The organism is Pseudomonas fluorescens (assembly GCF_902498065.1).
Classification (GTDB): Bacteria; Pseudomonadota; Gammaproteobacteria; order Pseudomonadales; family Pseudomonadaceae; genus Aquipseudomonas; species Aquipseudomonas fluorescens_BJ.
Genome location: NZ_CABVIR010000004.1, coordinates 263,940 through 289,183, shown reverse-complemented (window position 1 = coordinate 289,183; position 25,244 = coordinate 263,940). Strand labels below are relative to the sequence as shown.

Annotated in this window: 25 protein-coding genes; 12 read left to right on the top strand and 13 right to left on the bottom strand. The window is 58.4% G+C overall.

Annotated features, from left to right (window positions below):
- Positions 1 to 2 precede the first annotated feature (2 nt).
- The gene (locus tag F8N43_RS17255; RefSeq protein ID WP_150639456.1) at positions 3 to 3,038 is read left to right on the top strand and encodes a multidrug efflux RND transporter permease subunit; all 3,036 of its coding nucleotides are present in this window, start codon (positions 3 to 5) and stop codon (positions 3,036 to 3,038) included.
- Between the two features lie 118 nt (positions 3,039 to 3,156).
- Here F8N43_RS17255 and F8N43_RS17250 read toward each other — a convergent pair whose 3' ends face one another.
- From F8N43_RS17250 to colR, 5 genes are all read right to left on the bottom strand, one after another.
- Complete coding sequence (locus F8N43_RS17250; protein WP_032828991.1) at positions 3,157 to 3,384, bottom strand: hypothetical protein; 228 nt, start codon at positions 3,382 to 3,384, stop codon at positions 3,157 to 3,159.
- A 2-nt stretch (positions 3,385 to 3,386) separates the two neighbouring features.
- On the bottom strand, positions 3,387 to 4,100 hold the full coding sequence (locus F8N43_RS17245; protein ID WP_150631179.1) for a lipopolysaccharide kinase InaA family protein: 714 nt from the start codon (positions 4,098 to 4,100) through the stop codon (positions 3,387 to 3,389).
- A gap of 4 nt (positions 4,101 to 4,104) precedes the next feature.
- Positions 4,105 to 4,773 (bottom strand): class I SAM-dependent methyltransferase, encoded by a 669-nt coding sequence (locus tag F8N43_RS17240; protein WP_150631259.1) that lies wholly within the window; start codon positions 4,771 to 4,773, stop codon positions 4,105 to 4,107.
- Positions 4,774 to 4,925: 152 nt separating this feature from the next.
- Positions 4,926 to 6,206 carry a sensor histidine kinase gene (locus tag F8N43_RS17235; protein WP_150631180.1) on the bottom strand — a complete coding sequence of 427 codons (1,281 nt, stop codon included), beginning with the start codon at positions 6,204 to 6,206 and terminating at the stop codon, positions 4,926 to 4,928.
- Positions 6,196 to 6,879 (bottom strand): two-component system response regulator ColR, encoded by a 684-nt coding sequence (gene colR, locus F8N43_RS17230; RefSeq protein ID WP_150631181.1) that lies wholly within the window; start codon positions 6,877 to 6,879, stop codon positions 6,196 to 6,198. The genes F8N43_RS17235 and colR overlap by 11 nt, the downstream gene beginning before the upstream one ends.
- Positions 6,880 to 7,097: 218 nt before the next feature.
- Between colR and F8N43_RS17225 the strand changes: the two genes are divergently transcribed.
- The gene (locus F8N43_RS17225; RefSeq protein WP_150631182.1) at positions 7,098 to 7,841 is read left to right on the top strand and encodes a phosphatase PAP2 family protein; all 744 of its coding nucleotides are present in this window, start codon (positions 7,098 to 7,100) and stop codon (positions 7,839 to 7,841) included.
- A 205-nt stretch (positions 7,842 to 8,046) separates the two neighbouring features.
- On the opposite strand, the gene groL is transcribed toward F8N43_RS17225, so the two are convergent.
- The 4 genes from groL to F8N43_RS17205 form a co-directional block, all read right to left on the bottom strand.
- Positions 8,047 to 9,690: a chaperonin GroEL gene (gene groL / locus F8N43_RS17220; RefSeq protein WP_027922861.1), complete on the bottom strand. Its 1,644-nt coding sequence runs from the start codon at positions 9,688 to 9,690 to the stop codon at positions 8,047 to 8,049.
- A 49-nt stretch (positions 9,691 to 9,739) separates the two neighbouring features.
- Positions 9,740 to 10,033: a co-chaperone GroES gene (locus F8N43_RS17215; protein WP_017340553.1), complete on the bottom strand. Its 294-nt coding sequence runs from the start codon at positions 10,031 to 10,033 to the stop codon at positions 9,740 to 9,742.
- Between the two features lie 247 nt (positions 10,034 to 10,280).
- On the bottom strand, positions 10,281 to 10,757 hold the full coding sequence (locus F8N43_RS17210; RefSeq protein ID WP_008032127.1) for an FxsA family protein: 477 nt from the start codon (positions 10,755 to 10,757) through the stop codon (positions 10,281 to 10,283).
- 66 nt (positions 10,758 to 10,823) lie between these two features.
- The gene (locus F8N43_RS17205; RefSeq protein ID WP_150631183.1) at positions 10,824 to 11,555 is read right to left on the bottom strand and encodes a HugZ family protein; all 732 of its coding nucleotides are present in this window, start codon (positions 11,553 to 11,555) and stop codon (positions 10,824 to 10,826) included.
- 154 nt (positions 11,556 to 11,709) lie between these two features.
- Here F8N43_RS17205 and F8N43_RS17200 point away from each other — a divergent pair, with 154 nt between their 5' ends.
- Positions 11,710 to 12,468: an SDR family oxidoreductase gene (locus F8N43_RS17200; protein ID WP_150631184.1), complete on the top strand. Its 759-nt coding sequence runs from the start codon at positions 11,710 to 11,712 to the stop codon at positions 12,466 to 12,468.
- 126 nt (positions 12,469 to 12,594) lie between these two features.
- Here F8N43_RS17200 and apbC read toward each other — a convergent pair whose 3' ends face one another.
- Complete coding sequence (apbC, locus tag F8N43_RS17195) at positions 12,595 to 13,689, bottom strand: iron-sulfur cluster carrier protein ApbC (protein ID WP_150654078.1); 1,095 nt, start codon at positions 13,687 to 13,689, stop codon at positions 12,595 to 12,597.
- Between the two features lie 268 nt (positions 13,690 to 13,957).
- Between apbC and metG the strand changes: the two genes are divergently transcribed.
- The 8 genes from metG (at position 13,958) to F8N43_RS17150 (ending at position 20,972) form a co-directional block, all read left to right on the top strand.
- Positions 13,958 to 16,009 carry a methionine--tRNA ligase gene (gene metG, locus F8N43_RS17185; RefSeq protein ID WP_150631187.1) on the top strand — a complete coding sequence of 684 codons (2,052 nt, stop codon included), beginning with the start codon at positions 13,958 to 13,960 and terminating at the stop codon, positions 16,007 to 16,009.
- A 142-nt stretch (positions 16,010 to 16,151) separates the two neighbouring features.
- Positions 16,152 to 16,721: an electron transport complex protein RnfA gene (locus tag F8N43_RS17180; RefSeq protein ID WP_150631188.1), complete on the top strand. Its 570-nt coding sequence runs from the start codon at positions 16,152 to 16,154 to the stop codon at positions 16,719 to 16,721.
- Positions 16,718 to 17,935, top strand: coding sequence for an electron transport complex subunit RsxB (gene rsxB, locus F8N43_RS17175; protein ID WP_150639457.1), 1,218 nt, complete (start codon positions 16,718 to 16,720; stop codon positions 17,933 to 17,935). Before F8N43_RS17180 ends, rsxB begins: the two co-directional genes overlap by 4 nt.
- Positions 17,922 to 18,911: an RnfABCDGE type electron transport complex subunit D gene (locus tag F8N43_RS17170; protein WP_150639458.1), complete on the top strand. Its 990-nt coding sequence runs from the start codon at positions 17,922 to 17,924 to the stop codon at positions 18,909 to 18,911. The genes rsxB and F8N43_RS17170 overlap by 14 nt, the downstream gene beginning before the upstream one ends.
- Positions 18,908 to 19,519: an RnfABCDGE type electron transport complex subunit G gene (locus F8N43_RS17165; protein ID WP_150639459.1), complete on the top strand. Its 612-nt coding sequence runs from the start codon at positions 18,908 to 18,910 to the stop codon at positions 19,517 to 19,519. Before F8N43_RS17170 ends, F8N43_RS17165 begins: the two co-directional genes overlap by 4 nt.
- Positions 19,512 to 20,021 carry an Rnf-Nqr domain containing protein gene (locus F8N43_RS17160; RefSeq protein WP_150639460.1) on the top strand — a complete coding sequence of 170 codons (510 nt, stop codon included), beginning with the start codon at positions 19,512 to 19,514 and terminating at the stop codon, positions 20,019 to 20,021. Before F8N43_RS17165 ends, F8N43_RS17160 begins: the two co-directional genes overlap by 8 nt.
- Before the next feature lie 25 nt (positions 20,022 to 20,046).
- Positions 20,047 to 20,685, top strand: coding sequence for an endonuclease III (nth, locus tag F8N43_RS17155; RefSeq protein WP_150631193.1), 639 nt, complete (start codon positions 20,047 to 20,049; stop codon positions 20,683 to 20,685).
- A gap of 107 nt (positions 20,686 to 20,792) precedes the next feature.
- The gene (locus tag F8N43_RS17150; protein WP_150631194.1) at positions 20,793 to 20,972 is read left to right on the top strand and encodes a PA3496 family putative envelope integrity protein; all 180 of its coding nucleotides are present in this window, start codon (positions 20,793 to 20,795) and stop codon (positions 20,970 to 20,972) included.
- 90 nt (positions 20,973 to 21,062) lie between these two features.
- Here F8N43_RS17150 and F8N43_RS17145 read toward each other — a convergent pair whose 3' ends face one another.
- Positions 21,063 to 21,689 (bottom strand): response regulator transcription factor, encoded by a 627-nt coding sequence (locus F8N43_RS17145; RefSeq protein WP_008032148.1) that lies wholly within the window; start codon positions 21,687 to 21,689, stop codon positions 21,063 to 21,065.
- A gap of 488 nt (positions 21,690 to 22,177) precedes the next feature.
- On the opposite strand from F8N43_RS17145, the gene F8N43_RS17140 reads away from it, so the two are divergent.
- Positions 22,178 to 22,813, top strand: a complete 636-nt coding sequence (locus F8N43_RS17140) for a hypothetical protein (RefSeq protein ID WP_150631195.1) — start codon at positions 22,178 to 22,180, stop codon at positions 22,811 to 22,813.
- A gap of 141 nt (positions 22,814 to 22,954) precedes the next feature.
- Here the strand turns inward: F8N43_RS17140 and F8N43_RS17135 are convergent, their stop codons facing one another.
- Positions 22,955 to 24,172, bottom strand: a complete 1,218-nt coding sequence (locus F8N43_RS17135) for an argininosuccinate synthase (RefSeq protein WP_007898502.1) — start codon at positions 24,170 to 24,172, stop codon at positions 22,955 to 22,957.
- 129 nt (positions 24,173 to 24,301) lie between these two features.
- Positions 24,302 to 25,210 carry a flagellar protein MotY gene (locus F8N43_RS17130; RefSeq protein ID WP_150654077.1) on the bottom strand — a complete coding sequence of 303 codons (909 nt, stop codon included), beginning with the start codon at positions 25,208 to 25,210 and terminating at the stop codon, positions 24,302 to 24,304.
- Positions 25,211 to 25,244: the final 34 nt, after the last annotated feature.

Here is a 25,244-nt window from a genome sequence, read left to right as displayed (position 1 = left end):
CCATGGCTTTTACCGACCCGTTCATCCGCCGCCCGGTGCTCGCCACCGTGGTCAGCCTGCTGATTGTGCTGCTGGGCTTCCAGGCCTGGAGCAAGCTGCCGCTGCGCCAATACCCGCAAATGGAAAACGCCCTGATCACGGTGACCACCGCGTACCCCGGGGCCAACGCCGAAACTATCCAGGGCTACATCACGCAACCGATGCAGCAGAGCCTGGCGAGTGCCGAAGGCATCGACTACATGACCTCGGTCAGTCGCCAGAACTTCTCGGTGATCTCGATCTACGCGCGCATCGGCTCCAACAGCGACCGCTTGTTCACCGAGTTGCTGGCCAAGGCCAACGAAGTGAAAAACCAGTTGCCTCAGGACGCCGAAGACCCGGTGCTGAGCAAAGAGGCCGCCGATGCGTCGGCGCTGATGTACATCAGTTTCTTCAGCAAGGAGCTGAGCAACCCGCAGATTACCGATTACCTGTCACGGGTCATCCAGCCAAAACTGGCGACCCTGCCGGGCATGGCCGAGGCCGAGATTCTCGGCAACCAGGTGTTCGCCATGCGCCTGTGGCTGGACCCGGTGAAACTGGCCGGTTTCGGCCTGAGCGCCAGCGATGTGACCGATGCCGTGCGCAAGTACAACTTCCTCTCCGCCGCCGGCGAAGTGAAAGGCGAGTACGTGGTCACCAGCATCAACGCCAACACCGAGCTCAAATCCGCCGAAGCCTTCGCCGCGATTCCACTCAAGGTCGAGGGCGACAGTCGGGTGCTGCTCAGCGATGTCGCGCGGGTCGAGATGGGCGCGGAAAACTACGACACGATCAGCTCCTTCGGTGGCACGCCCTCGGTGTACATCGGCATCAAGGCCACGCCCGGCGCCAACCCGCTGGACGTGATCAAGGAAGTGCGCAAGATCATGCCGGACCTGGAGGCCCAGCTGCCGCCAAACCTCAAGGGTGAAATTGCCTACGACGCCACGCTGTTCATCCAGGCCTCGATCGACGAAGTGGTGAAAACCCTGTTTGAGGCGGTGTTGATCGTTATCGTCGTGGTGTTTCTGTTCCTCGGGGCGCTGCGTTCCGTGGTGATCCCGGTGGTGACGATTCCGTTGTCGATGATCGGCGTGATGTTCTTCATGCAGATGATGGGCTACTCGATCAACCTGCTGACTCTGCTCGCAATGGTATTGGCCATCGGCCTGGTGGTGGACGACGCCATCGTGGTGGTGGAAAACATCCACCGGCACATCGAGGAAGGTAAAACCCCGCTGGATGCAGCCATCGAAGGTGCCCGGGAAATCGCCATGCCGGTGGTTTCGATGACCATCACCCTGGCGGCCGTCTACGCACCGATCGGCTTCCTGACAGGCCTCACCGGGGCGCTGTTCAAGGAGTTCGCCCTGACCCTGGCCGGGGCGGTGGTGATCTCCGGCATTGTCGCCCTGACGCTGTCGCCAATGATGTGCGCCTTCCTGTTGCGCCACGACGAAAACCCCAGCGGCCTCGCTCACCGGTTGGACCTGATTTTCGAAGGCCTCAAGCGCCGCTACCAGCGCCTGTTGCACGGCACGCTCAACACGCGGCCGGTGGTGCTGGTGTTCGCGGTGATCGTGCTGTGCCTGATTCCGGTGCTGCTCACCTTCACCAAGTCGGAACTGGCACCGGACGAGGATCAGGGCATCATTTTCATGCTGGCCAACGCCCCGCAGCCGACCAACCTTGATTACCTGAACACCTACACCGACGAATTCATCGGCATCTTCAAGGCATTTCCCGAGTACTACTCCTCGTTCCAGATCAACGGCTTCAACGGCGTGCAATCGGGGATTGGCGGTTTCCTGCTCAAACCGTGGAACGAGCGCGACCGCACGCAAATGGAAATCCTGCCCGCGGTCCAGAGCAAACTCGAAAGCATTCCAGGGTTGCAGGTGTTCGGCTTCAACCTGCCCTCCCTGCCGGGCACCGGTGAGGGGCTGCCGTTTCAGTTCGTCGTCAATACCGCCAACGATTACGAGTCGTTGCTGCAAGTGATGGACCGGGTGAAAAAGCGTGCGATGGAGTCCGGAAAGTTTGCGTTCGTCGACGTTGATCTGGCCTTCGACAAACCTGAAGTGGTGGTCGATATCGATCGGGCAAAGGCCGCGCAAATGGGCGTGTCGATGCAGGATCTGGGCGGCACGCTGGCGACGCTGCTGGGCGAGGCGGAGATCAACCGCTTCACCATTGAAGGTCGTAGTTACAAAGTCATCGCGCAGGTCGAACGGCCCTTCCGGGACAACCCCGACTGGCTGAACAACTATTACGTGAAGAACTCCAAGGGTGAACTGCTGGCCCTGTCGACCCTGATTACCGTGACCGACCGGGCACGACCACGACAACTGAATCAGTTCCAACAGCTCAATTCGGCCATCCTGTCCGGGGTTCCGCTGGTGAGTATGGGTGAAGCACTCGATGCCGTGCGTCAGATTGCCGGGGAAGAAGCGCCTGCGGGTTTTGCCGTCGACTACGCAGGGGCATCACGGCAGTACGTTCAGGAAGGCAGCGCGCTATGGGTCACTTTCGCCTTGGCGCTGGCGATCATTTTCCTGGTGCTGGCCGCCCAGTTCGAAAGCTTCCGCGACCCGCTGGTGATTCTGGTGACGGTGCCGCTGTCGATCTGCGGCGCGTTGATTCCGCTGTTCCTCGGCTGGTCGAGCATGAACATCTATACCCAGGTCGGGTTGGTGACGTTGATCGGATTGATCAGCAAGCACGGGATCCTGATCGTCGAGTTCGCCAACCAGTTGCGCAAGGACAAGGGCCTGACGCCGCGCGAAGCGGTGGAAGAAGCGGCGGCCATTCGCCTGCGACCAGTGCTGATGACCACCGCCGCAATGGTGTTCGGCATGGTGCCGTTGATCATCGCCACGGGGGCGGGCGCTGTCAGCCGGTTCGACATCGGTACGGTGATTGCCACGGGCATGTCGATCGGGACGTTGTTTACGTTGTTTGTGTTGCCGTGCGTGTACACGCTGCTGGCTAAACCCGATAAGCCTGTAAACGCTTAACTCCTGTAGGAGCCGCCCGCAGTAAGCCGGCTCCTATAGGGATTGGTGCAAGCCGTGAGGCATCGGGCACAAAAAAGGCCTCGCATTTGCGAGGCCTTTTATTTGGGCTTCAATCTGGTCAACTCTGCGGCCTCAGTCCTTGAGAAAGTCCGAACATGAACAGCAATAAATCATGATCCGGTTGGGTTGCAACGGTCGCCTTCGCGACCCGCGGCATCGGACAACGCGCATCCCCGTTCACCGAACCGAGGACTTGCGTGCGGGGCTGCTCCCAAGCCGCCACCGCCAGTGAAGCAACTGCCAAGGCTCCTATCAAAAACAAACCTCGTGCAATTTCGAGTTTCATTGCTATAAACCTTTGATAGCGCTGCCAAACGCCGTCTCATAAAGGTAGACGAGGTTCTTCCAGTCCGTATCGCTGAACGACGAGTGGCGACGCAATTGCCTCATGTCATGGGCAGCGGCGCGACGGGCGGTCAATCGCTGCCGACACTTCTCCAGATCGATCAACGCAACCTCGACGTTGGCGGCCTCGCCTTCGCCTGTGATTCGCACGAATATGTGCTTGGGATAAAGACAGCCGTGCTGCCACCGGCCCTTGTGCATGCGGGCCAGATTCTCGGCCAGATCCTTCAGCACCCGATCATGCACTGCCTCGCCATGACGCTCGCGACCACCGCCTGCATACCAGTGTTCGATTTCTTCGAAACCGTCCAGTGCCTTGGTCACCAGCAATGCACGCCACGTGTGAACAGGGTCGTGCTGCGCACCGCAGAAAACGATTTCCGGAACGCGTACGTCGATCAGGCGCATTCCCATGAGCGCATCTCGCTCACGCAACACCGTCGGCCGACCGAAAGGATGCAACCAACTACGATAGATATGTCCGGTCTGACGTTTGGCGTAGAGCAGTTGTCCATTGCTGCTCTTGATACGCTGCACACCACTTTCGCCACCGCGACGAACGTTGGGTTCTTCAACCCATTCACCGTGTTGATTCCAGAAATAGTCAAAACGGTCTTGGGAAGCAACGTCATTTTCTGCTGCACATTGCACGGCCATTAAGTTACCTCTTGCGTAAAACGTAAACCCGCCACATGGCATAGAGCGGTAGAAAATCCAGTTGTTCCTGAATACGAAACCCGACCTGTTCGAACTCCTTTTCGATCGTAGCAGCCGGTAACACATATCGGTTTTGGTAACCGACATGCACACGTGTTGTTTCAAGCCGCCTGCGTTTCCAGGCTTTGAAGTTGCCGTCCACCCACAACGAAAGGATCACGCTGTCACGCGTGACGCGCTCGAATTCACGCAGAATGGCCTGTCGATGCTCGGCTTCACCAATGTGGTGCATCAGGCGCATACAAAAAATACTGTCGACGGCGTTATCAGGCAAGGCGATGTCGAACACAGAAGTGTGCAAGGGTTGTACCCGTTTCACCACATCGGCCGGTTGCGCTTTCAAAGCGATCCTCAACATCGACTCGGAGTTGTCCGCTCCGACAATCACCCGGTTGGTTTTTTCCGCCAGTACTGGCCAGAAGCGCCCGGCACCGCAGGGTAAATCGAGAACCAGGCCAGGCTCGCCGGCCAGCGTCAACGCCTTGCGCGCCAGTTGCTCGTCACGCCAGTGGGACAGTCGGCGGCCGATTCCGTCCTGATGTTTGCGCAGGTATTTCTGTGCGTGTTGATCGTCGTATTTTTCGGAGAAATCAAGTTTGATCGGGCCAGCCATCATGAAGGACTCCTGAGCATCTGCTGACCACTACCCTAGGGAGTGGCGTGTCAGCGTCAGGTCATGCCTTCGTGAAAAAATCGTGGTGTAAAACCCCGATGTATTTCGAGGTTTTACAGGGGGACAACAGTGGCCGAGGGCCACCAACGAAATCAACTGTCGCGCTGACTCAACTCCACCTGAAAACGGCAGCCATTGGGCTCCATGTTCGTCAGGCTGACACTCCACCCCTGGTTTTCGCAAATCCGCTGCACCAACGACAGACCCAACCCCAGGCCTTCACCGCGTTTCTCGTTGCCACGCACGAACGGCTCGAACATCGCCTCGCGTTTTTCCTCGGGAATGCCCACACCGCTGTCCTCGACCGTGAAACCGGTGGACGTCAGCGTCAAACGGATGAAGCCCCGTTCGGTGTAATGCAGCGCATTGCGCAGCAAGTTGCCCATGACCGCGTGCAGCAGGGTGGCGTTGTAGCAGGTGCTGGCCGGATTGCCCGGTTCAAACATCAGCGACAAGCCTTTCGCCTCGATCGGTTCTCGCCATAAATTGAGCAGCCCATCGGCGACCTGGCTCAAGGACTGCTGCGGCGCCATGCTGGCGTCTTCACGTTGGGCGCGGGCCAACATCAGGAAGGTCTGCACCAGCTCGCGCATCTCTTCGCAGGCACGGGCGATTCGCTCGACTTGAGCCCGACCGCGCTGGTCGATACCGGGGTTTTCCAGCAGCAGCTCACAGGAACTGGCCAGCACCATCAACGGGGTGCGCAATTCGTGACTGACGTCGCTGGTGAACAAGCGCTCCCGGGTCAACGCCTGGCGCAGGCGGCCGAGGGTGGCGTCGAACGCCACCGCCAGCTCGCCCACTTCATCAGCCGCGTAGTCCGGTGCCAACGGGGGCGCCAGCCCCAAGAGCTGATCGCGGTGACGTACCTGCCGGGCGAGACGCACCACGGGTGCCATCACTTTGCGCGCGAGGATCCAGCCGAGGAACACCGCCAACGCCAGACTCAGGACGAAGCCCACCAGCACCACGGCGAACAACACCCGCTCACGCTCTTCGAAATCACTCTGATCCTGCAGCAGCACATAACGCCGGCCGTCGACGACTTCGACCATCGCGTGATACGACAGCTGCTCGCGGAACACCTCGTGAAAACCCGGCTCAAGATGACGCAAATCCTTGGGTAACTCGAAATCGCCCGGCCCGCCGCTGAAATAAAACAGCTGATCTGGCTCAGGGCGATGGCTCCAGTCCGAGACACTGTCCATCAACAACAGACGTTGCAGATCGCCGCCCAGACCTGCCGATATCAGTTTTTCCTCCACCAGGTGCACGGTCGCCACAATGCCCATGGCGAAGGCGCCTGCCACCAATGCGCTCATCAGTGCAAAGGCAATGATGATCCGTTGAGCAAGGCTCTGCTTAAACTCCATCACGGCCCTCGGCCAAGCGATAACCCACACCGTGCACGGTTTGCAGCAATGGCTTGGCGAACGGTTTGTCGATCACCTGGCGCAATTGGTGGACGTGGCTGCGCAGGCTGTCGCTGTCCGGGCAGTCATCGCCCCACAGGGCCTCTTCGAGAATTTCCCGGCGCAAGACGTGCGGGCTTTTCTGCATCAGCACCGCCAACAGTTTCAGGCCGACCGGGTTGAGTTTCAGCAAGCGCCCTTCGCGAGTGACTTCCAGGGTATCGAGGTCGTAGCTCAGGTCGCCGACCTGCAAGGTGCGACGACCGCCACCCTGGGCCCGGCGCATCACCGCTTCGATCCGCGCGGCCAGTTCAGAGAGGGCAAAGGGTTTGACCAGGTAATCATCAGCCCCTGACTTGAAGCCTTGCAGGCGATCGTCCAGTTGATCGCGGGCAGTGAGCATGATCACCGGGGTGTCGCGACGAGCGTCTTCGCGCAGGCGTTTGCACAGGGTATAGCCATCGATGCCGGGCAACATGATGTCGAGCACGATCAAGTCGTAATGCTCGGTGGCCGCCAGGTGCAGGCCTGACAAACCGTCCTGCGCGCAATCCACGGTGTAGCCTTTGAGCCCCAGATAATCGGCCAGATTGGCCAGGATATCGCGGTTGTCTTCAACCAATAGAATTCGCATGGGCACCTCCTCCGTACACAGTAACGGCCGTCTTGGCCCGCGCAGCTTAAGGCCTGGCGGGGCGCAGAGCCAGAACTGTGTGCAGTGGCCAAACCCATTGATAAACCGGTGTGAAGTTGACGATTTTTTCACTATCGGTTCACACGACGGTGACAGAAACAGGCCCAAACTCCGCGCGGCTGCGCTCTCAAGAACATTTAACCGACCAAGGAACTGCCATGGTTTCGACCACTGCCCGCCCCGCCTCTCGCCCTCTCAACCTTTGGGTGTGCCTGGGTGTTCCCGCCGTTGCCGCGATCATTTTGTTGCTGCTGGAACTGACATCCGTGGACATGGACCTGGCCCGGCTGTTCTATGACCCGGTGGCCGGAGACTTCATCGGACGCCACAGTTTTTTCCTCGAAGACATCCTGCATGACCGTGCCAAGCAATTAGTTATCGCCTTTTCGGTGTTCTCCATCTTCGGTTTCATCGGTGCCTTTTTCATCGACCGGCTCAAACCGTTCAAACGGGAACTGGGCTGTCTGGTGCTGTCCCTGGGCCTGGCGACATCCTTCGTCACGCCGGTCAAAGCAGTGACGGCAGTTCAATGCCCATGGAGTCTTGAACAATTCGGCGGGCACGAGACGTATAGCGAACTGCTCAGCCCACGCCCCCCTACCGATAAACCCGGTCGTTGCTGGCCCGGCGGGCATGCCGCGACCGGGTTCACGTTGTTTGCGTTGTTCTTTGTCCTGCGGGATCGGCGTCCGCGTCTGGCGCGTAAAGCCTTTATCTTTGCCTTCGCGCTGGGCACGGTGTTTTCCGTGGGCCGGATGCTGCAGGGCGCGCACTTTTTCTCGCACAACGTGTGGACAGCGATTTTCTGCTGGCTGATTTGTCTGGGGTCGTATTACTACATCCTGTATCGACCGGCCTCCAAGGCTGAGAGAGAGTCCGCAGCACAGCCGGTCAGCGCCTGAAATACAAAACCAATGTGGGAGCGAGCTTGCTCGCGATGAGGCCATGACATTCACTGTTGATGGTGATTGATAGACCGCTATCGCCGGCAAGCCGGTTTCGCTCCCACAGTGGTCCGATGCAATTTCAAGATCCAGCAAATCGACGGCAATAAAAAACCCCGCCTGCTTTCGCAGGCGGGGTTTTTATGTGCAGGGTAAGGCTGGCTTACATCATGCCGCCCATGCCGCCCATACCGCCCATGTCTGGCATGCCGCCGCCAGCTGGTGCGTCGTCCTTGATCTCGGCGATCATGGCTTCGGTGGTGATCATCAGGCTGGCAATCGACGAAGCCGCTTGCAGAGCCGAACGAGTCACTTTGGCCGGGTCCAGGATACCCATTTCGATCATGTCGCCGTATTCGCCGGTGGCAGCGTTGTAACCGTAGTTACCCGAACCCTGCTTGACCTTGTCGACAACTACGCTTGGCTCGTCGCCGGAGTTGGCAACGATCTGGCGCAGTGGCGCTTCAACAGCGCGACGCAGCAACTGGATGCCAACGTTCTGGTCATCGTTGTCGCCTTTCAGCTCGGAGATAGCCTGCAGAGCGCGAACCAGTGCCACGCCACCGCCAGGTACCACGCCTTCTTCAACGGCTGCACGGGTAGCGTGCAGGGCGTCTTCAACGCGGGCTTTCTTCTCTTTCATTTCAACTTCGGAACCAGCGCCAACCTTGATCACTGCAACGCCGCCGGACAGCTTGGCCAGACGCTCTTGCAGTTTTTCACGGTCGTAGTCGGACGAAGTGTCAGCCACTTGCTGACGGATCTGCAGAACGCGAGCCTGGATGTCAGCCTCAACGCCGGCACCGTCGATCACGGTGGTGTTTTCTTTGGACAGGATCACGCGCTTGGCATTACCCAGGTGTTCCAGGGTAGTGCTTTCCAGGCTCAGACCGATCTCTTCGGAGATAACGGTACCGCCAGTAAGAACAGCGATGTCCTGCAGCATGGCCTTGCGACGGTCGCCGAAGCCTGGAGCCTTGACGGCTGCGACTTTGACGATGCCACGCATGTTGTTCACAACCAGAGTCGCCAGGGCTTCGCCTTCAACGTCTTCGGCCACGATCAGCAGTGGACGGCCGGCTTTGGCAACGGCTTCCAGTACTGGCAACATTTCGCGGATGTTGGAGATTTTTTTGTCGACCAGCAGGATCAGCGGACCGTCGAGCTCGGCAGTCATGGTCTCTGGCTTGTTGACGAAGTACGGGGACAGGTAGCCGCGGTCGAACTGCATGCCTTCAACAACCGACAGTTCGTTTTCCAGGCCCGAGCCTTCTTCAACGGTGATCACGCCTTCTTTACCGACTTTTTCCATGGCTTCGGCAATGATGTCGCCGATGGAGTTGTCGGAGTTGGCGGAGATGGTGCCGACCTGAGCGATGGCCTTGGTGTCAGCGCAAGGCTTGGACAGGGCTTTGAGCTCTTTGACGATCGCGATGGTCGCTTTGTCGATACCGCGCTTCAGGTCCATCGGGTTCATGCCGGCAGCGACGGCTTTCAGGCCTTCGTTGACGATCGATTGAGCCAGAACGGTAGCGGTGGTGGTGCCGTCGCCTGCGTCATCGTTGGCACGGGAGGCAACGTCTTTGACCAGCTGCGCGCCCATGTTTTCGAAGCGATCTTTCAGCTCGATTTCTTTGGCTACGGAAACGCCGTCCTTGGTGATGGTCGGAGCGCCGAAGCTCTTCTCGATGATCACGTTACGGCCTTTAGGGCCCAGGGTCGCTTTTACTGCGTCAGCCAGGACGTTTACACCGGCGAGCATTTTTTTGCGGGCGGAGTCGCCGAATTTTACTTCTTTAGCAGCCATGATCGATATTCCTTAAATACTTTGTAGTAGCGGGAAAATGAGCGGGGAATCAGCCTTCGACTACAGCGAGGATTTCGCTCTCGCCGATAACCAGCAGGTCTTCGCCGTCAACTTTCACAGTGTTGCTGCCGGAGTAAGGGCCGAAAACAACCTTGTCACCCACTTTCACGGACAGCGCACGCACTTCACCGTTTTCCAGAACTTTGCCTGGGCCTACAGCGAGGACTTCGCCCTGGTTTGGCTTTTCAGCAGCCGAACCTGGCAGGACGATACCGCCAGCGGTTTTCTTTTCTTCTTCGCTGCGACGGACGACGACGCGGTCATGCAGAGGACGAAGCTTCATTGTCGATCTCTCCTAATTGTGGTTTTCATCGGCCGGTGTATTCCCGGCGGGTTTAACAAATCCGGCGGTGCCGGGTGCGACTCGACAAGCGAGACGCGGAAGTCTGTCTGGCGTGATTGCCAGAAACCTTGCGGTGACCGTTACATAAGGGCGCATAAGCTTATTACAAGGGCGGGGATCGAAATTTTTTGCGTTGATACCCCGAAAACAAACACGGCACCCGAAGGTGCCGCGCAGGTGAAACGATTTATTTGGAATCGCGGTGTTCGAACTCACCTTCGATCACGTTCGGCTCACGGCCCAGCGGCTCGCGCGGAGCAGGGCCGCCACGTGGCTGAAGATCATCGGCGAACGCACGCTGACGGATCGCCGCCTCTTCGGCACGCTGGCGCATTTTATTGGCCAGCAGTCGACGGGAGATCGGCAGCAACATGATCAGGCCCAGCACGTCGGTGACAAAGCCCGGCAGAATCAACAGACCACCGGCCAGGGCCAGCATCAGGCCTTCGAGCATGGTCTGAGCCGGCAGCTCGCCGCGGTTCAGACTTTCACGCGCACGCAGCGCGGTTGCCAGGCCGGCGATGCGCAGCACAAACACGCCGAGCATCGAGCCGAGAATGACCAGCAGCAGCGCCGGGAAAAACCCGATCGCTCCGCTCACCTTGACGAATACGAACAGCTCCAACACCGGAAACAGTACAAAGAGCAATAAAAAAGGGCGCATCAAATGGTTCCTCAACGCAAGAATGCCTTGCCAGTCTTCCCTAGATGACGTCGCCCTTTCGTGAATTCAAGCGTCGGCCACTTCATTTTTCGGCCAATGTTCGGCGTGAGCCAGAAAAACCAAGGCTTCGCGGACTTGTGTCGGCGTATTACATGGCGCTTGAAACGGCAGCCAGTACAGCGCCTGACCAATGCGCAGGTGCATGCCTTCGGTGTCGATCCCGACCAGTTGTGCCGGCTCGGTGTTCGGCAGGCCCGCCAGTTCGACGTAGTGGGCGATGGCTTTGGCGTGATCGGCGTTCATGTGCTCGACCATGCTCACCTCAGCCTTGCCGGCGAACGGATTGGCCAACGTCAGTTGATCAACCCAATGAATCGCGCCGAAGCCACCGATGTAACGGTGCCGCACGGGTTTGAGCACCCAGAAATCGAAATCGTGGGCCTTGTGATAATTCTGCGAATCAGGGAAGTAACGGTAGTAGCGCTCGGCGGCCGCTTCAATCGCAGCCGCGTCCTCGAGTTGCTCTGCTTCGGCGAGGTACGTCAGGCGGCCGACCGCTTGCACGTCTTCAGCCCCGCGCTCACCGACGAACAGCGAACATTTCGGATCTTTCTGCAGATTGTGGGTGTGCTGGGCGATGCGACTGATCAGGATCAGCGGCCGGCCCTGCTCGTCCAGGCAGTACGGAACCACGGAGCCAAACGGGAAACCGGGCATCGCCTTGGAGTGCGTCGACAGCACTGCGCGGTATTCCTTGAGAAGCAATTCTCGGGCATTCTTGGCCGCTTCAACGCTCAATTTATGACTCCTTATATAGAATCCGTCGAAAAAACGGACAGGCGACTGGTGAAAGTTCCAGTCCGCCATCGGGCAGTTCTCATGTGCACATCCGGTGCAGATCGAGAGGCTCTCTTGAAGGAAGACCACTCCAACCTGTTACCGGGGCATGCGAATGCAACTCACTGACAAAGTAATCATTATCACTGGCGGTTGCCAGGGTTTAGGCCGTTCCATGGCCGAGTATTTCGCCGGCAAAGGCGCGAAGCTTGCGCTGGTTGACCTGAACCAGGAAAAACTCGACGACGCCGTTGCCGCGTGCAAAGCCAAGGGTGTCGAGGCCCGCGCCTATCTGTGCAACGTCGCCAATGAAGAGCAAGTGACGCACATGGTCGCTCAGGTGGCCGACGATTTTGGCGCGATCCATGGCTTGATCAACAACGCCGGCATCCTGCGCGACGGGCTGCTGTTGAAGGTCAAGGACGGCGAGATGACCAAGATGAGCCTGGCCCAATGGCAGGCGGTAATCGACGTCAACCTGACCGGCGTGTTCCTGTGCACCCGGGAAGTGGCGGCGAAAATGGTCGAGCTGAACAACAGCGGCGCGATCATCAATATCTCCTCGATTTCCCGTGCCGGCAACGTCGGCCAGACCAACTACTCCGCTGCCAAGGCCGGTGTCGCTGCGGCGACCGTGACCTGGGCCAAGGAACTGGCGCGCTATGGCATTCGTGTGGCGGGTATTGCGCCGGGCTTTATCGAAACCGAGATGACGCTGGGCATGAAGCCGGAAGCGCTGGAGAAAATGACCTCCGGAATTCCGCTCAAACGCATGGGCAAACCGGAAGAGATCGCGCATTCGGCGGCGTACATTTTCGAGAACGACTACTACACCGGCCGGATACTGGAAATGGATGGCGGGTTGCGGATCTGAAGCCCCCATAGATCAATGTGGGAGCTAGCCTGCTAGCGATTGCGGTGGTTCAGCCAACATATTTGTTGCATGTAAATCCGCTATCGCTAGCAGGCTAGCTCCCACAGTTGATTGTGTTTCAGATCATCAATCGTCGCTGATGGTGATGTTCGGCATCGCCGGCGACACCGCTTCCTGCAACACGATCCGCGCGCCGACATGACGGGCCAGTTCCTGATACACCATCGCAATCGGGCTGTCCGGCTCGGCGATCACCGTTGGCTTGCCACCGTCGGCCTGTTCGCGAATGGCCATTGCCAGCGGCAACGAGGCCAGCAGTTCGACGCCGTACTGGCTGGCCAGCTTCACACCCCCGCCCTCACCGAACAGATGCTCGGCATGCCCGCAGTTCGAGCAGATGTGCACGGCCATGTTTTCCACCACGCCCAGCACCGGGATGTTGACTTTGCGGAACATCTCCACGCCTTTGCGCGCGTCCAGCAACGCCAGGTCTTGCGGGGTGGTGACAATGACCGCGCCGGCCACCGGGACTTTCTGCGCCAGGGTGAGCTGGATGTCGCCAGTGCCGGGCGGCATATCGATGACCAGGTAATCCAGATCGCCCCAGGCGGTTTGTGTCACCAGTTGCAACAGCGCGCCGGAGACCATCGGCCCGCGCCAGACCATCGGCGTGTTGTCGTCGGTCAGGAACGCCATGGACATCACTTCGACGCCATGGGATTCAATCGGCACAAACCACTTCTGATCCTTGACCTTTGGTCGGGTGCCTTCGGGAATGCCGAACATGATGCCCTGGCTCGGACCGTAAATGTCCGCGTCCAGAATCCCGACCTTGGCGCCTTCGCGGGCCAGGGCCAGCGCGAGGTTGGCGGCGGTGGTGGATTTGCCCACACCCCCTTTGCCGGACGCTACGGCGACGACGTTCTTGACGTTGGCCAGGCCCGGAATCTGTGCCTGAGCCTTGTGCGCGGCAATCACGCTGGTGATGTCAACGCGGGCGCTGCTGACGCCGTCGAGGCCTTCGATGGCCATTTGCAGCATCTGCGCCCAGCCACTCTTGAACAGGCCGGCGGCGTAACCCAGTTCCAGCTGGACGCTGACGCGATCGCCCTGGATCTCGATATTGCGCACACACCCGGAGCTGACCGGGTCCTGGTTCAGGTAAGGGTCGGTGTATTGGCGAAGGACGGCTTCCACCGCTGCGCGATTGACGGCGCTCATGGGCAACTCCGATAGCAAGACTGGAAAATCAGGCGGGTATCGTACCTGTTCTGATGGTTTGGCGGGATGCCGAAAAGATTTGCAGGAGTCCGGTTTGCCGGCGATGGTGTCCTCACGTCAGCCATCGCCGGCAAGCCGGGCTCCTGCAGGGACATGTGCCGTTGCGCGAATCCCTGTTACTCATCCAATGAAACAGGCGCACGGGGTGAAAAATATGCGCCGGCGCTTTATAGTGGCCGACCTCCGTTTCATCAAGTAGCCGAGCCCCATGTCCGAGCCACGCAAGATCCTCGTCACCAGCGCCCTGCCCTATGCCAATGGTTCGATCCATCTTGGCCACATGCTGGAATACATCCAGACCGATATGTGGGTGCGCTTCCAGAAGCACCGCGGCAACCAATGCATCTATGTCTGCGCCGACGACGCCCACGGTTCGGCCATCATGCTGCGCGCGGAAAAGGAAGGCATCACCCCGGAACAACTGATCGCCAACGTCCAGGCTGAACACAGCGCCGACTTTGCCGAGTTCCTGGTGGACTTCGACAACTTCCATTCCACTCACGCCGAAGAAAACCGTGAGCTGTCGAGCCAGATCTACCTGAAGCTGCGCGACGCCGGGCACATCGCCACGCGCTCGATCACGCAGTATTTCGACCCGGAAAAGAAAATGTTCCTGGCCGACCGCTTCATCAAGGGCACCTGCCCGAAATGCGGCACTGAAGACCAGTACGGCGACAACTGCGAAAAATGCGGTGCAACCTACGCACCGACCGACCTTAAAGATCCGAAGTCGGCGATCTCTGGCGCCACCCCGGTGCTCAAGGATTCCCAGCACTTCTTCTTCAAGCTGCCGGACTTCCAGGAGATGCTGCAAACCTGGACCCGCAGCGGCACATTGCAAGACGCCGTCGCCAACAAGATCGCCGAATGGCTGGATGCCGGCCTGCAACAGTGGGACATCTCCCGCGATGCGCCGTACTTCGGTTTCGAGATTCCAGGCGAGCCAGGCAAATACTTCTACGTCTGGCTGGACGCGCCGATCGGCTACATGGCCAGCTTCAAGAACCTTTGCGACCGCACGCCGGAGCTGGATTTCGACGCGTTCTGGAACAAGGATTCCACCGCCGAGCTGTACCACTTCATCGGCAAGGACATCGTCAACTTCCACGCGCTGTTCTGGCCCGCGATGCTCGAAGGCGCCGGTTTCCGGAAACCGACCGGCATCAACGTGCACGGCTACCTGACCGTCAACGGTCAGAAAATGTCCAAGTCCCGTGGCACGTTCATCAAGGCCCGGACTTACCTCGATCACCTGTCGCCGGAATACTTGCGCTACTACTACGCGGCCAAACTGGGCCGTGGCGTCGACGATCTGGACCTGAACCTCGAAGACTTCGTGCAGAAGGTCAACTCCGACCTGGTCGGCAAAGTCGTCAACATCGCCAGCCGTTGCGCCGGCTTCATCCAGAAAGGCAACGCCGGTGTGCTGGTGGCCGGTAACGCCGCACCGGAACTGACCGAAGCCTTCCTCGCCGCAGCGCCAAGCATCGCCGAAGCCTACGAGGCTCGCGACTTTGCCCGCGCCATGCGCGAAATCATGGGCCTGGCCGACCGCGCCAACGCCTGGATCGCCGACAAGGCCCCGTGGTCGCTGAACAAACAGGAAGGCAAGCACGACGAAGTCCAGGCGATCTGCGCGCTGGGCATCAACCTGTTCCGCCAGCTGGTGATCTTCCTCAAACCGGTGCTGCCACTGCTGGCCGCCGACGCAGAGGCATTCCTCAACGTCGCGCCGCTGACCTGGAACGATCATGCGACCTTGCTCAGCAACCATCAGCTGAACGAGTTCAAACCGCTGATGACCCGTATCGACCCGGTGAAAGTGCAAGCCATGACCGATGCTTCGAAAGAAGACCTGACCGCGAGCCAGACCGACACCGGCGAAGCTGCACCTGCCGGCAACGGCGAACTGGCGAAGGATCCGCTGTCGCCGGAAATCGAGTTCGATGCGTTTGCCGCCGTCGACCTGCGCGTCGCCCTGATCGTCAAGGCCGAACACGTGGAAGGTGCCGACAAGCTGCTGCGCCTGACCCTCGACATCGGTGATGAGCAACGCAACGTGTTTTCCGGCATCAAGAGCGCTTATCCGGATCCGTCCAAGCTCGATGGTCGCCTGACCATGATGATCGCCAACCTCAAGCCACGGAAAATGAAGTTCGGTATATCCGAAGGCATGGTGATGGCGGCCGGCCCTGGCGGCGAAGAAATCTACCTGCTCAGCCCTGATAGCGGTGCCAAACCGGGTCAGCGCATCAAGTAAGCGCCAGCGGTAAACCGATCCCACAGTCGTGCCCGGCGCGACTGTGGGATTTTCATGTCTGGCCCCCCCTCCTTCCTTGCCGGATAATGCCTAAGCTTTTTAGACCACCCCGTTAAAGAGCCTTCTTTCTTCCGGCACGATCATGACCGAGATGCTTCTTACGCTTATCAGTGCTGCCCTGATCAACAACGTCGTGTTGCACTGGCCGCTGGGCGTCGATCCGCTGCTGGGCACCGAACGCCGTCAGGTGCATGCGCTGGGCATTGCGACGACATGCCTGATGCTGATCGTCGCAATACTCGGCTATGCGCTCTATCACTGGCTACTGGCGCCGCTGGAGCTGACTTCGCTGCGGTTGTTCGTGTTCCTGCCACTGAGCGTGTTGTTGATCACGCCACTGCTGAAGCTGCTGCCGAAAGTGTTTTCGACGCTTTCGTTCGAAGGGCTCTGGCCGCTGCTGCTCGGTAATGCTGGAGTGCTCGGTCTGGCGCTGATCAACACCCAGGAAAACCAGGGGTTTTTCCACGCCACAGCCCTGAGTCTCGGCGCCGGGCTGGGGTTCTGGCTGGTGCTGAGTCTGTTCAGCGACTTGCGCCAGCGCACCCTCGATAACGATGTTCCCCTGCCCTTTCGCGGCCTGCCGATCGACCTGATCGGCGCCGGACTGATCGCAGTGGCTTTTCTCGGATTCAGCGGACTGATCAAAACATGAGTCTGATTCAACGCATCGACGCCCTCTTGCCGCAGACCCAGTGCGGCAAATGCGGTCATCCCGGGTGCAAGCCGTACGCCGAAGGCATCGCCAGCGGCGAGCCAATCAACAAGTGCCCGCCTGGGGGCAGCGAAACTATCGCGGCCTTGGCTGAATTGCTGAAAATACCGGTGCTGGAGCTGGACGTCAGTCGTGGTTCGGCCCCGGCGCAAATCGCCTACATCCGCGAAGCCGAGTGCATCGGTTGCACCAAGTGCATTCAGGCCTGCCCGGTAGACGCCATTGTCGGCGCAGCGAAATTGATGCACACGGTCATCATCGACGAATGCACCGGTTGCGACCTCTGCGTTGCCCCCTGCCCGGTGGACTGCATTGAAATGCGGCCATTGCCGCTGGCCTCGGTGCTGCCGATTGTCGGTGGCCTGGCGGCCAGCCCTGAAGAACAACAGGCGCGCGCCGCCAAACGCAATCACGCGCGACGTCGCTTTGAACAACGCAACGCGCGCTTGCACCGCGAAGAAGAACAGAAACTCGTCGAACGTCAGGCCCGGGCACATCGCACTGCACAGCAGCAAAGTGAAGTGACAACGCTTGACCCGGTTCAAGCCGCGCTGGAGAGAGTTCGTGCGCAGAAAGCGGCCAATGCCGACGCAGCGTTGAAAAAAGCCAAAATCGATCTGGCGATGAGCCGCGCGCAACTGAACAAATCGCTCAAGGCGTTCGGCCATCCGCCAACCTTCGAACAGCAGTCGCAACTGATCGTCCTGCAACAGCAATTCGACGCCGCCGAACACGCCTTGGCGCAGTTGGAAAGCAGCGCACCACCTGCCGCTGCGCCTGCGGCGCCCATGAAGGATGCCGAGCTGAAACGGGCGAAAATCCAGTTAGCCATGCGCCGCGCCGAACTCAAGAAAGCGCAAACCAGTGACGCGCCAGCCGAGCAGATCGAAGCCCTGGAGCAGGCCTTGGGCGACGCTGAAAAAGCCCTGCACGCGGCAGAAACTGCAAGCGAGCAGCCGTTACCTGCCCTGACGCGTGTCGAAAAACGCCCCATCGACAGCCAGCTTCGACAGCTGAAAACCGAATTGGCCTACGCTCGCGCCGATGTCAGCAAACTCGAACGTCGCACCGACACCCCCGCCGAGTTAATGGACAAGGCGCGCGCCCGCTTGCAAGAAGCCGAGCGTCAGGTGGAGGCCTATGTCACCCCTTGAATCGGTCGACGAGCGCCTTCAACAGGCCATGAAGCTGGTATTGCTGGCCACCGTGCCGGGGATGCTGGTGTTGTTCTGGTTGTATGGCTGGGGCGTGTTGATCAATCTGATGCTGGCCGGCATTACCGCGCTGGCCGTTGAAGCGGCGGTGTTGTGGCTGCGCAAACGCCCGCTCAAACCGACCTTGAGCGACGGCAGCGCGCTGGTCAGTGCAACGCTGCTGGCCCTGGCCTTGCCACCGTATTGCCCGTGGTGGTTGACCGTCTGCGCCGTGGCATTCGCGATGTTCGGTAAACAGCTGTATGGCGGCGTGGGGAAAAACCCGTTCAACCCGGCGATGCTTGGTTTCGCTCTGGTGCTGGTGACCTTTCCCCAACCAATGACTCACTGGCCTTCGTCGCACGGCATGGACCTGCTCGGGGGTCTGCAGCAAGTGTTCGGTTTCAGCCTCAGCCAGACGCCGGATGCGTGGGTCCAGGCCACGGCGCTGGATAGCCTGCGAATCAACAAAAGCCTGACCATGGACGAACTCTTCGCCGGCAATCCGGCGTTCGGTCACTACGGCGCGCGTGGTGTGGAATGGGTCAACCTGGCGTTTCTGGCGGGCGGTTTGTTTCTGCTGCAACGGAAAGTATTCAGCTGGCATGCGCCGGTGGGCATGCTTACCAGCCTGTTCGTCATCAGCCTGCTGTGCTGGAACGGCTCGGGCTCCGATTCCCATGGCTCGCCGTTGTTTCATCTGCTCAGTGGCGCGAGCATGCTCGGAGCATTCTTTATCGTTACGGAACCGGTGTCCGGCGCAAAGAGCCCCGGCGCCCGACTGCTGTTCGGCGCGGGCGTGGGACTGCTGACCTATCTGATTCGCACGTGGGGCGGCTATCCCGACGGCGTGGCGTTCGCGGTGCTGTTGATGAACCTCTGCGTGCCGGCGCTGGAGCGGTTTGTCGCGGCCAGGCAGGAGCAGATTTCGTCATGAGCCGGACATCGAGCGCTTTGATTCTGCTGTTACTGGCAGGCCTGGGGATTGGCGCGACCTGGCTTGTGCAGTACAGCAGCGCGCCACGTATCGCAGCCGAACAGCGACGGATCGACAGCCGCAACCTGCTGGATCTGCTGCCCTCAGACAGTTACGACAATCAACCGCTGGAGCAGCCGCTGCACGTCGACAACACGGCATTGACCAACAGCACCTTGCTGGGCGGCTACCTCGCTACCAGGGCCGGCCAACCCGCTGCTGTCCTGCTGCGCAGCCAGACCATCGGGTATGCGGGCGCCATCGATTTACTGATTGCCATCGACACGAACGGCAAACTGCTGGGGGTCAAAACCCTGAAACAATCGGAAACTCCGGGCTTGGGTGCGCGAATCGCCGAATGGCCCAATGCCTGGCTTCAGGGTTTCACCGGCAGCTCCTTGAACGAGCCCGCCGACAGCGGCTGGGCCTTGAAAAAGGATCAGGGTCAATTCGATCAAATCGCTGGCGCGACGATAACCTCCAGAGCCGTGATCAACGCGATCCACGAGGCATTGCGCTACTTCGATGAACACTCGCGCCAGTTGATCGGGAGCAGTCTCCATGAGTAAGTCTGCAAATTTACAGAACTCGCTGATGCTCGCACCATTGATCGGCGCCACTGACTCGTTAGTGACCGCGCTGGGCGTGTGGTTGATGTTCATCGTGGTGATCAGTGCATTTGGTGCGAGCATGGCGGCCTTGCGATCCCGACTGATCCCGGCATCCCGCTTGCTCGCCGGCGTCCTGCTGGCGGCCACGCTGACCAGTTGTGTGGAACTCGCCGCCCAGGTCTGGTCACTTCAATGGCACCAACATTCGGGGCTTTATGCAGGACTGATCGCTTTGCAATGCGTCGTGCTGGAACACACCGGTTTTTTCCAGAGTGCATGGCGTGAGCGCCTGCGCCTGTGTGTCCTGTTCGGCGTGTTGATGGTCGGCCTGGGCCTGCTGCGCGAGCTCCTCGGCGACGCAGGCGTGCGCCTGGCCACGTTGGCACCTGGCGGATTCATTTTGCTGGGACTGCTGATCGCCGCCTGGCAGGCCTGGCCCCGCCCGACGCCCTCACATTGATCACTTTCGAGGAAACGCACTGCCCATGAATGCCGCAAAACGTCTGGAAATATTCCGCAGGCTGCATGAAGACAACCCCGAGCCGAAGACCGAACTGGCCTACTCCTCGCCATTCGAATTGCTGATCTCGGTGATCCTCTCGGCACAATCGACCGATGTCGGCGTCAATAAAGCCACCGCCAAACTCTACCCGGTGGCCAATACGCCGCAGGCGATTTACGCGCTGGGCGTGGAAGGTCTGTCCGAGTACATCAAGACCATCGGCCTGTTCAACAGCAAGGCAAAAAACGTGATCGAGACCTGCCGCTTGCTGGTGGAACGCCATGGCGGGGAAGTGCCGCAAACCCGTGAAGAACTGGAAGCGTTACCCGGTGTCGGCCGCAAGACTGCCAACGTGGTGCTCAATACTGCTTTTCGCCAACTGACCATGGCCGTGGACACCCATATTTTCCGGGTCAGTAACCGTACCGGTATCGCTCCCGGCAAGAATGTGGTCGAGGTCGAGAAAAAACTGATGAAGTTCGTGCCGAAGGAATATCTGCTCGACTCCCATCACTGGCTGATTCTTCATGGACGTTACGTTTGCCTGGCCCGCAAGCCTCGCTGCGGCAGTTGCAGGATAGAAGACCTGTGTGAATACAAGCAAAAGACTTCGGACGATTGAGGCACTATTAGGTTTTTTGATATATCGATTGAAAAAATCTTTTTTACCCGCGAGGCGATTGTCGATATAAGGGGCGCCAAAGGCAGTCTTAGCCTGGAGTTAACCTTATGAGCACTGGCAAAGAGCAATTGGACGTAGAAGACGACTTCACACCCGTTGAGGCCGATGACGTGGAACCGGTGGTTGAAGTGGCAAAGACCAACCTGAGCAAACGCCGCACCATCGACAATCTGCTCGAGGAGCGCCGATTGCAAAAGCAGTTGGCTGATTACGATTTTGACCTGTGACCCCTGAAAGCCTCCCTAAACGGAGGCTTTTTACTAGGTGCGAAACCTTGAAAACGCCCACTCTTTACGCCCCGTCAATCCCTGGCCCCGTCATACCAGCCCATTGCGTTGAGCCAGTTCGATCAGGTCTACCAGGGACCGCGCATTAAGTTTCAACAACAACCGAGTCTTGTAAGTACTCACGGTTTTATTGCTGAGGAACATTCCATCGGCAATTTCCTTGTTGGTCTTGCCACGGGCCAACTGCTGCAAAACCATCATCTCCCGCCCCGAAAGGCGATCCACCATATCGGCTTCACTGGCATTCCCCAGACTGGAGCGCACGGTATGCAAGGCTTGATTGGGAAAGTAACTGTAGCCTGACAATACAGCCTTTATTGCACTGAGCAACTCAGTGAGGTCCTGTTGTTTGCAAACATATCCGGCAGCACCGGATTGCATGCAACGCATCGAAAAATGGCCGGGCGCCTGTGAGGTCAATATCAGTACTTTCATTGGCATCGCTGCCGATGCCAAACGTGCAATGACTTCCAGCCCATCCAGTTTTGGTATTCCAATATCCAGTATGACAATATCCGGCATATGTTCACGCGCCAGTTGCAAGGCATCCACGCCATTATCTGTTTCTGCAATGACCTCGTAGCCATGACGCTCCATCAGCATACGTACCGCAAGACGAATGACGGGGTGATCATCCACGATCAGCACTTTATTCATGGGCAAGTCCAATTTTCGCTGTTCGAATTTTTAGAGCCCGCACAATAGCCTAGTCGTTTCACCCATGGCATGCCGCCCCCCCCGGCCACCCGCACCGAGAGACATTCCCTACAAACAACGCGGAATATTCTTACAAAAAATCTTGAAAAACAGCGAACCAGAAACTTTATCTGTCTCATGATATTTCAACTTTCAACAGTTTTTTGTTTCGACTTACAACCGGAGCGCCCCACAATAACAGTTGACCAAGATGATCCGACACACCTCAACGATTGAGCTACCCTTGTGAAGATAACCGATATTTTCGGCTTGGCCCTTGCACCATAAATATCAAACATAAAGCCTTGCAGCAAAAGTCAATTAACAACAAATGAATAGCAAAACAGACACATCCGAATTATAAATCCACCGCCACCCTATTAACTTCACACCCCAAAAAACAACTCGCTAATCCAATGAGAAAAGACAAATCAATATGAGCAATAATTATGATAAAACCAAAACAAAGAATCACCACCCCCATGACAGTCATCGCGATATTCGCAACACTGTCTGAAACGTCGGCTGCCATCTCACTGCCCTTCCTCGACGACAAAGATAAAGAGATCTATATATGGTTCTTGATCAGCTTTCCCTTTTATTTGCTTCTTCTTTTCTTCGCCACACTTAATTTCAACTATCGATCGCTTTATGCGCCATCCGATTTTGAAAAGGGGAAGCACTTCATAAAGGTCATGGACAAGGCAGAGCGTTCAGGTCACGCACAAGATCAGCCCGACAAGATCGGCCTGCAGCCAAATCTCTCGACTCAAAACCCTATTCGGCTGCCAGAGTTGATCAAGGACCTGCACATCGTTGATGCGCGATGGATGAACAAAAAAAATGAGTTCCGCGCCCTTCTGGAAAAGCTTCGCCAGCCCAAGGGGAATCAGGCACACGTTGTCGTGTTTCTCGTTGTTGGCGAATCGGAGACATTACTGAAAGAAAGCGCACTCAAGGTTTGCAGAAACGCGAAAAAACGCAGCAGCGCAACGTTCTGTATTGCTTACAATTTGAGTTCACATGACGTGACGGTCATTGATCAACGTTGCCGGGCTGACACACAGCAGGCAGTCGCTCTTTAAGATCAATGGGAGAGAAGCAGACAGGAAGATCTTCAAAACAACAAGAATGTTGAATCGCAATGTCAGACAGAAAATCCCTGTTTTCAAATGTGTGGCCTTGTCCAGGACAAGGCCACACATTCCATCAGCGTGTCAAAGGGCTCAGAACAGCTTGCGGCCTTTGTTTGCTGCGATACGCATGCGCAACGCGTTGAGCTTGATGAAGCCCGCCGCATCGGCCTGGTTGTAGGCGCCGCCATCTTCCTCGAAGGTCGCGATGTTGGCATCGAACAACGATTCGTCGGACTTGCGACCGGTGACGATCACGTTGCCCTTGTACAGCTTCAGGCGCACAACGCCATTCACGTGAGCCTGGGACGCATCGATCATCTGTTGCAGCATCAGACGCTCAGGGCTCCACCAGTAACCGGTGTAGATCAGACTGGCGTATTTAGGCATCAGCTCGTCTTTGAGGTGAGCCACTTCACGGTCCAGCGTGATCGATTCGATTGCACGGTGGGCGCGCAGCATGATGGTGCCGCCAGGGGTTTCGTAGCAGCCACGGGACTTCATGCCCACGTAACGGTTCTCGACGATGTCGAGACGGCCGATACCGTGCTCGCCACCGATACGGTTCAGGGTCGCCAGCACAGTGGCCGGAGTCATTTCGACGCCATCCAGTGCAACGATGTCGCCGTTACGGTAGGTCAGTTCCAGGTACTGGGCCTTGTCTGGAGCCTTCTCCGGGGAGACGGTCCACTTCCACATGTCTTCTTCGTGCTCGGTCCAGGTGTCTTCCAGCACGCCGCCTTCATAGGAGATGTGCAGCAGGTTGGCATCCATCGAGTACGGGGATTTTTTCTTGCCGTGACGCTCGATCGGGATGTTGTGCTTTTCAGCGTAATCCATCAGCTTTTCACGGGAGAGCAGGTCCCATTCGCGCCACGGAGCGATCACTTTCACACCTGGCTTCAAGGCGTACGCACCCAGTTCGAAACGAACCTGGTCGTTGCCCTTGCCGGTGGCGCCGTGGGAAATGGCGTCAGCGCCGGTTTCGTTGGCGATTTCGATCAGGCGTTTGGCGATCAACGGACGAGCGATGGAAGTACCCAACAGGTACTCGCCTTCGTAAACGGTGTTGGCGCGGAACATCGGGAACACGAAGTCACGCACGAATTCTTCGCGCAGATCGTCGATGTAGATTTCTTTTACGCCCATGGCCTGAGCCTTGGCGCGGGCCGGCTCGACCTCTTCGCCCTGCCCCAGGTCAGCGGTGAAGGTCACCACTTCACAGTTATAAGTATCCTGCAGCCACTTGAGGATCACCGAAGTGTCCAGGCCGCCGGAATACGCCAGAACGACCTTGTTTACGTCCGCCATGCCATCACTCCACGGGGTTCTACGGAAAGCCGTCAAGTCTACCGGTCATGCAGAATAATTTACAGAGGCGCGACAGCTTATGACGACGAAGCGACAGATTATGTCGAGCGCGCGACGATGACCGACGGGTCAGGAAGTCTTCGCCGCGCTCGCCGATGCTGTTGATTGGGGCGCCGGTTGCTCGGTGGGCGCGACCCGTGCGAGGTGCACATTGACCCGACGGTTCTTCGCCCGATTGGCCGCATTGGTGTTGGGTGCCACCGGATAACGCTCGCCGTGAAAGCGCACGGTAATCTGCGACTCCTGCACACCGTTGGCCTTGAAGAACTCCATGACCGCCAGGGCTCGACGTCGTGACAGGTCACGATTGGTCAGGCGATTGCCGCTGTTGTCGGAGTGGCCGTCGAGCTCGATGTGATTGACCGTCGGATCGGCCTTCATGAACTCCAGCATCACCTGCAACTGAGACTTGGCCTGCGCGTCGAGATCCAGGCCGTCACCGGGAAAGCCGATCTGCGTCTGTTTAACCTGCTCGAAATTCTTCGGCAGCAGTTTCGCCACGCAGCCCTGATAATCGTTGAACGCCTTGCTGAACTTGACCGGCAACAGCCGCACTTCCGAGACCCGGCCATCGCCCGAAAAATGTCGGACAACCGGGCTGCGCCCATCCATCAGACCACTGATCAGGCGTCCGGCCTGAACTTGTGAGCTGTTGAACAGCACGTTGCCGCTGCCGATCCGCACGGAACCCAGGTTGATGTCGCCACGCCCCGGCTGCCAGGGTGCAGCGGCCGCCAATAAGGTCGCCGAGCCGCCGCCAACCATCGAGTTGTAGGCTTTCAGACGAAACGTCGCCTGCTCGCCGGCGCGGCGCACGAACTCACCCGAACCGAAATCGGTGATCGGTTGAATCAGGCGGCACTCGAACTTGTCCCCTTCGACCGTCCACTCGATGCTCTCCAGACGGGTCTGGAAAGTGAGCGCCATCGCGGGAAGGCTGGCAAACACGCTGAGCAAGGCTAAATAACGCTGGCGCACGGGAGGCTCCACTGGCTTCTACAACAAAAAGACC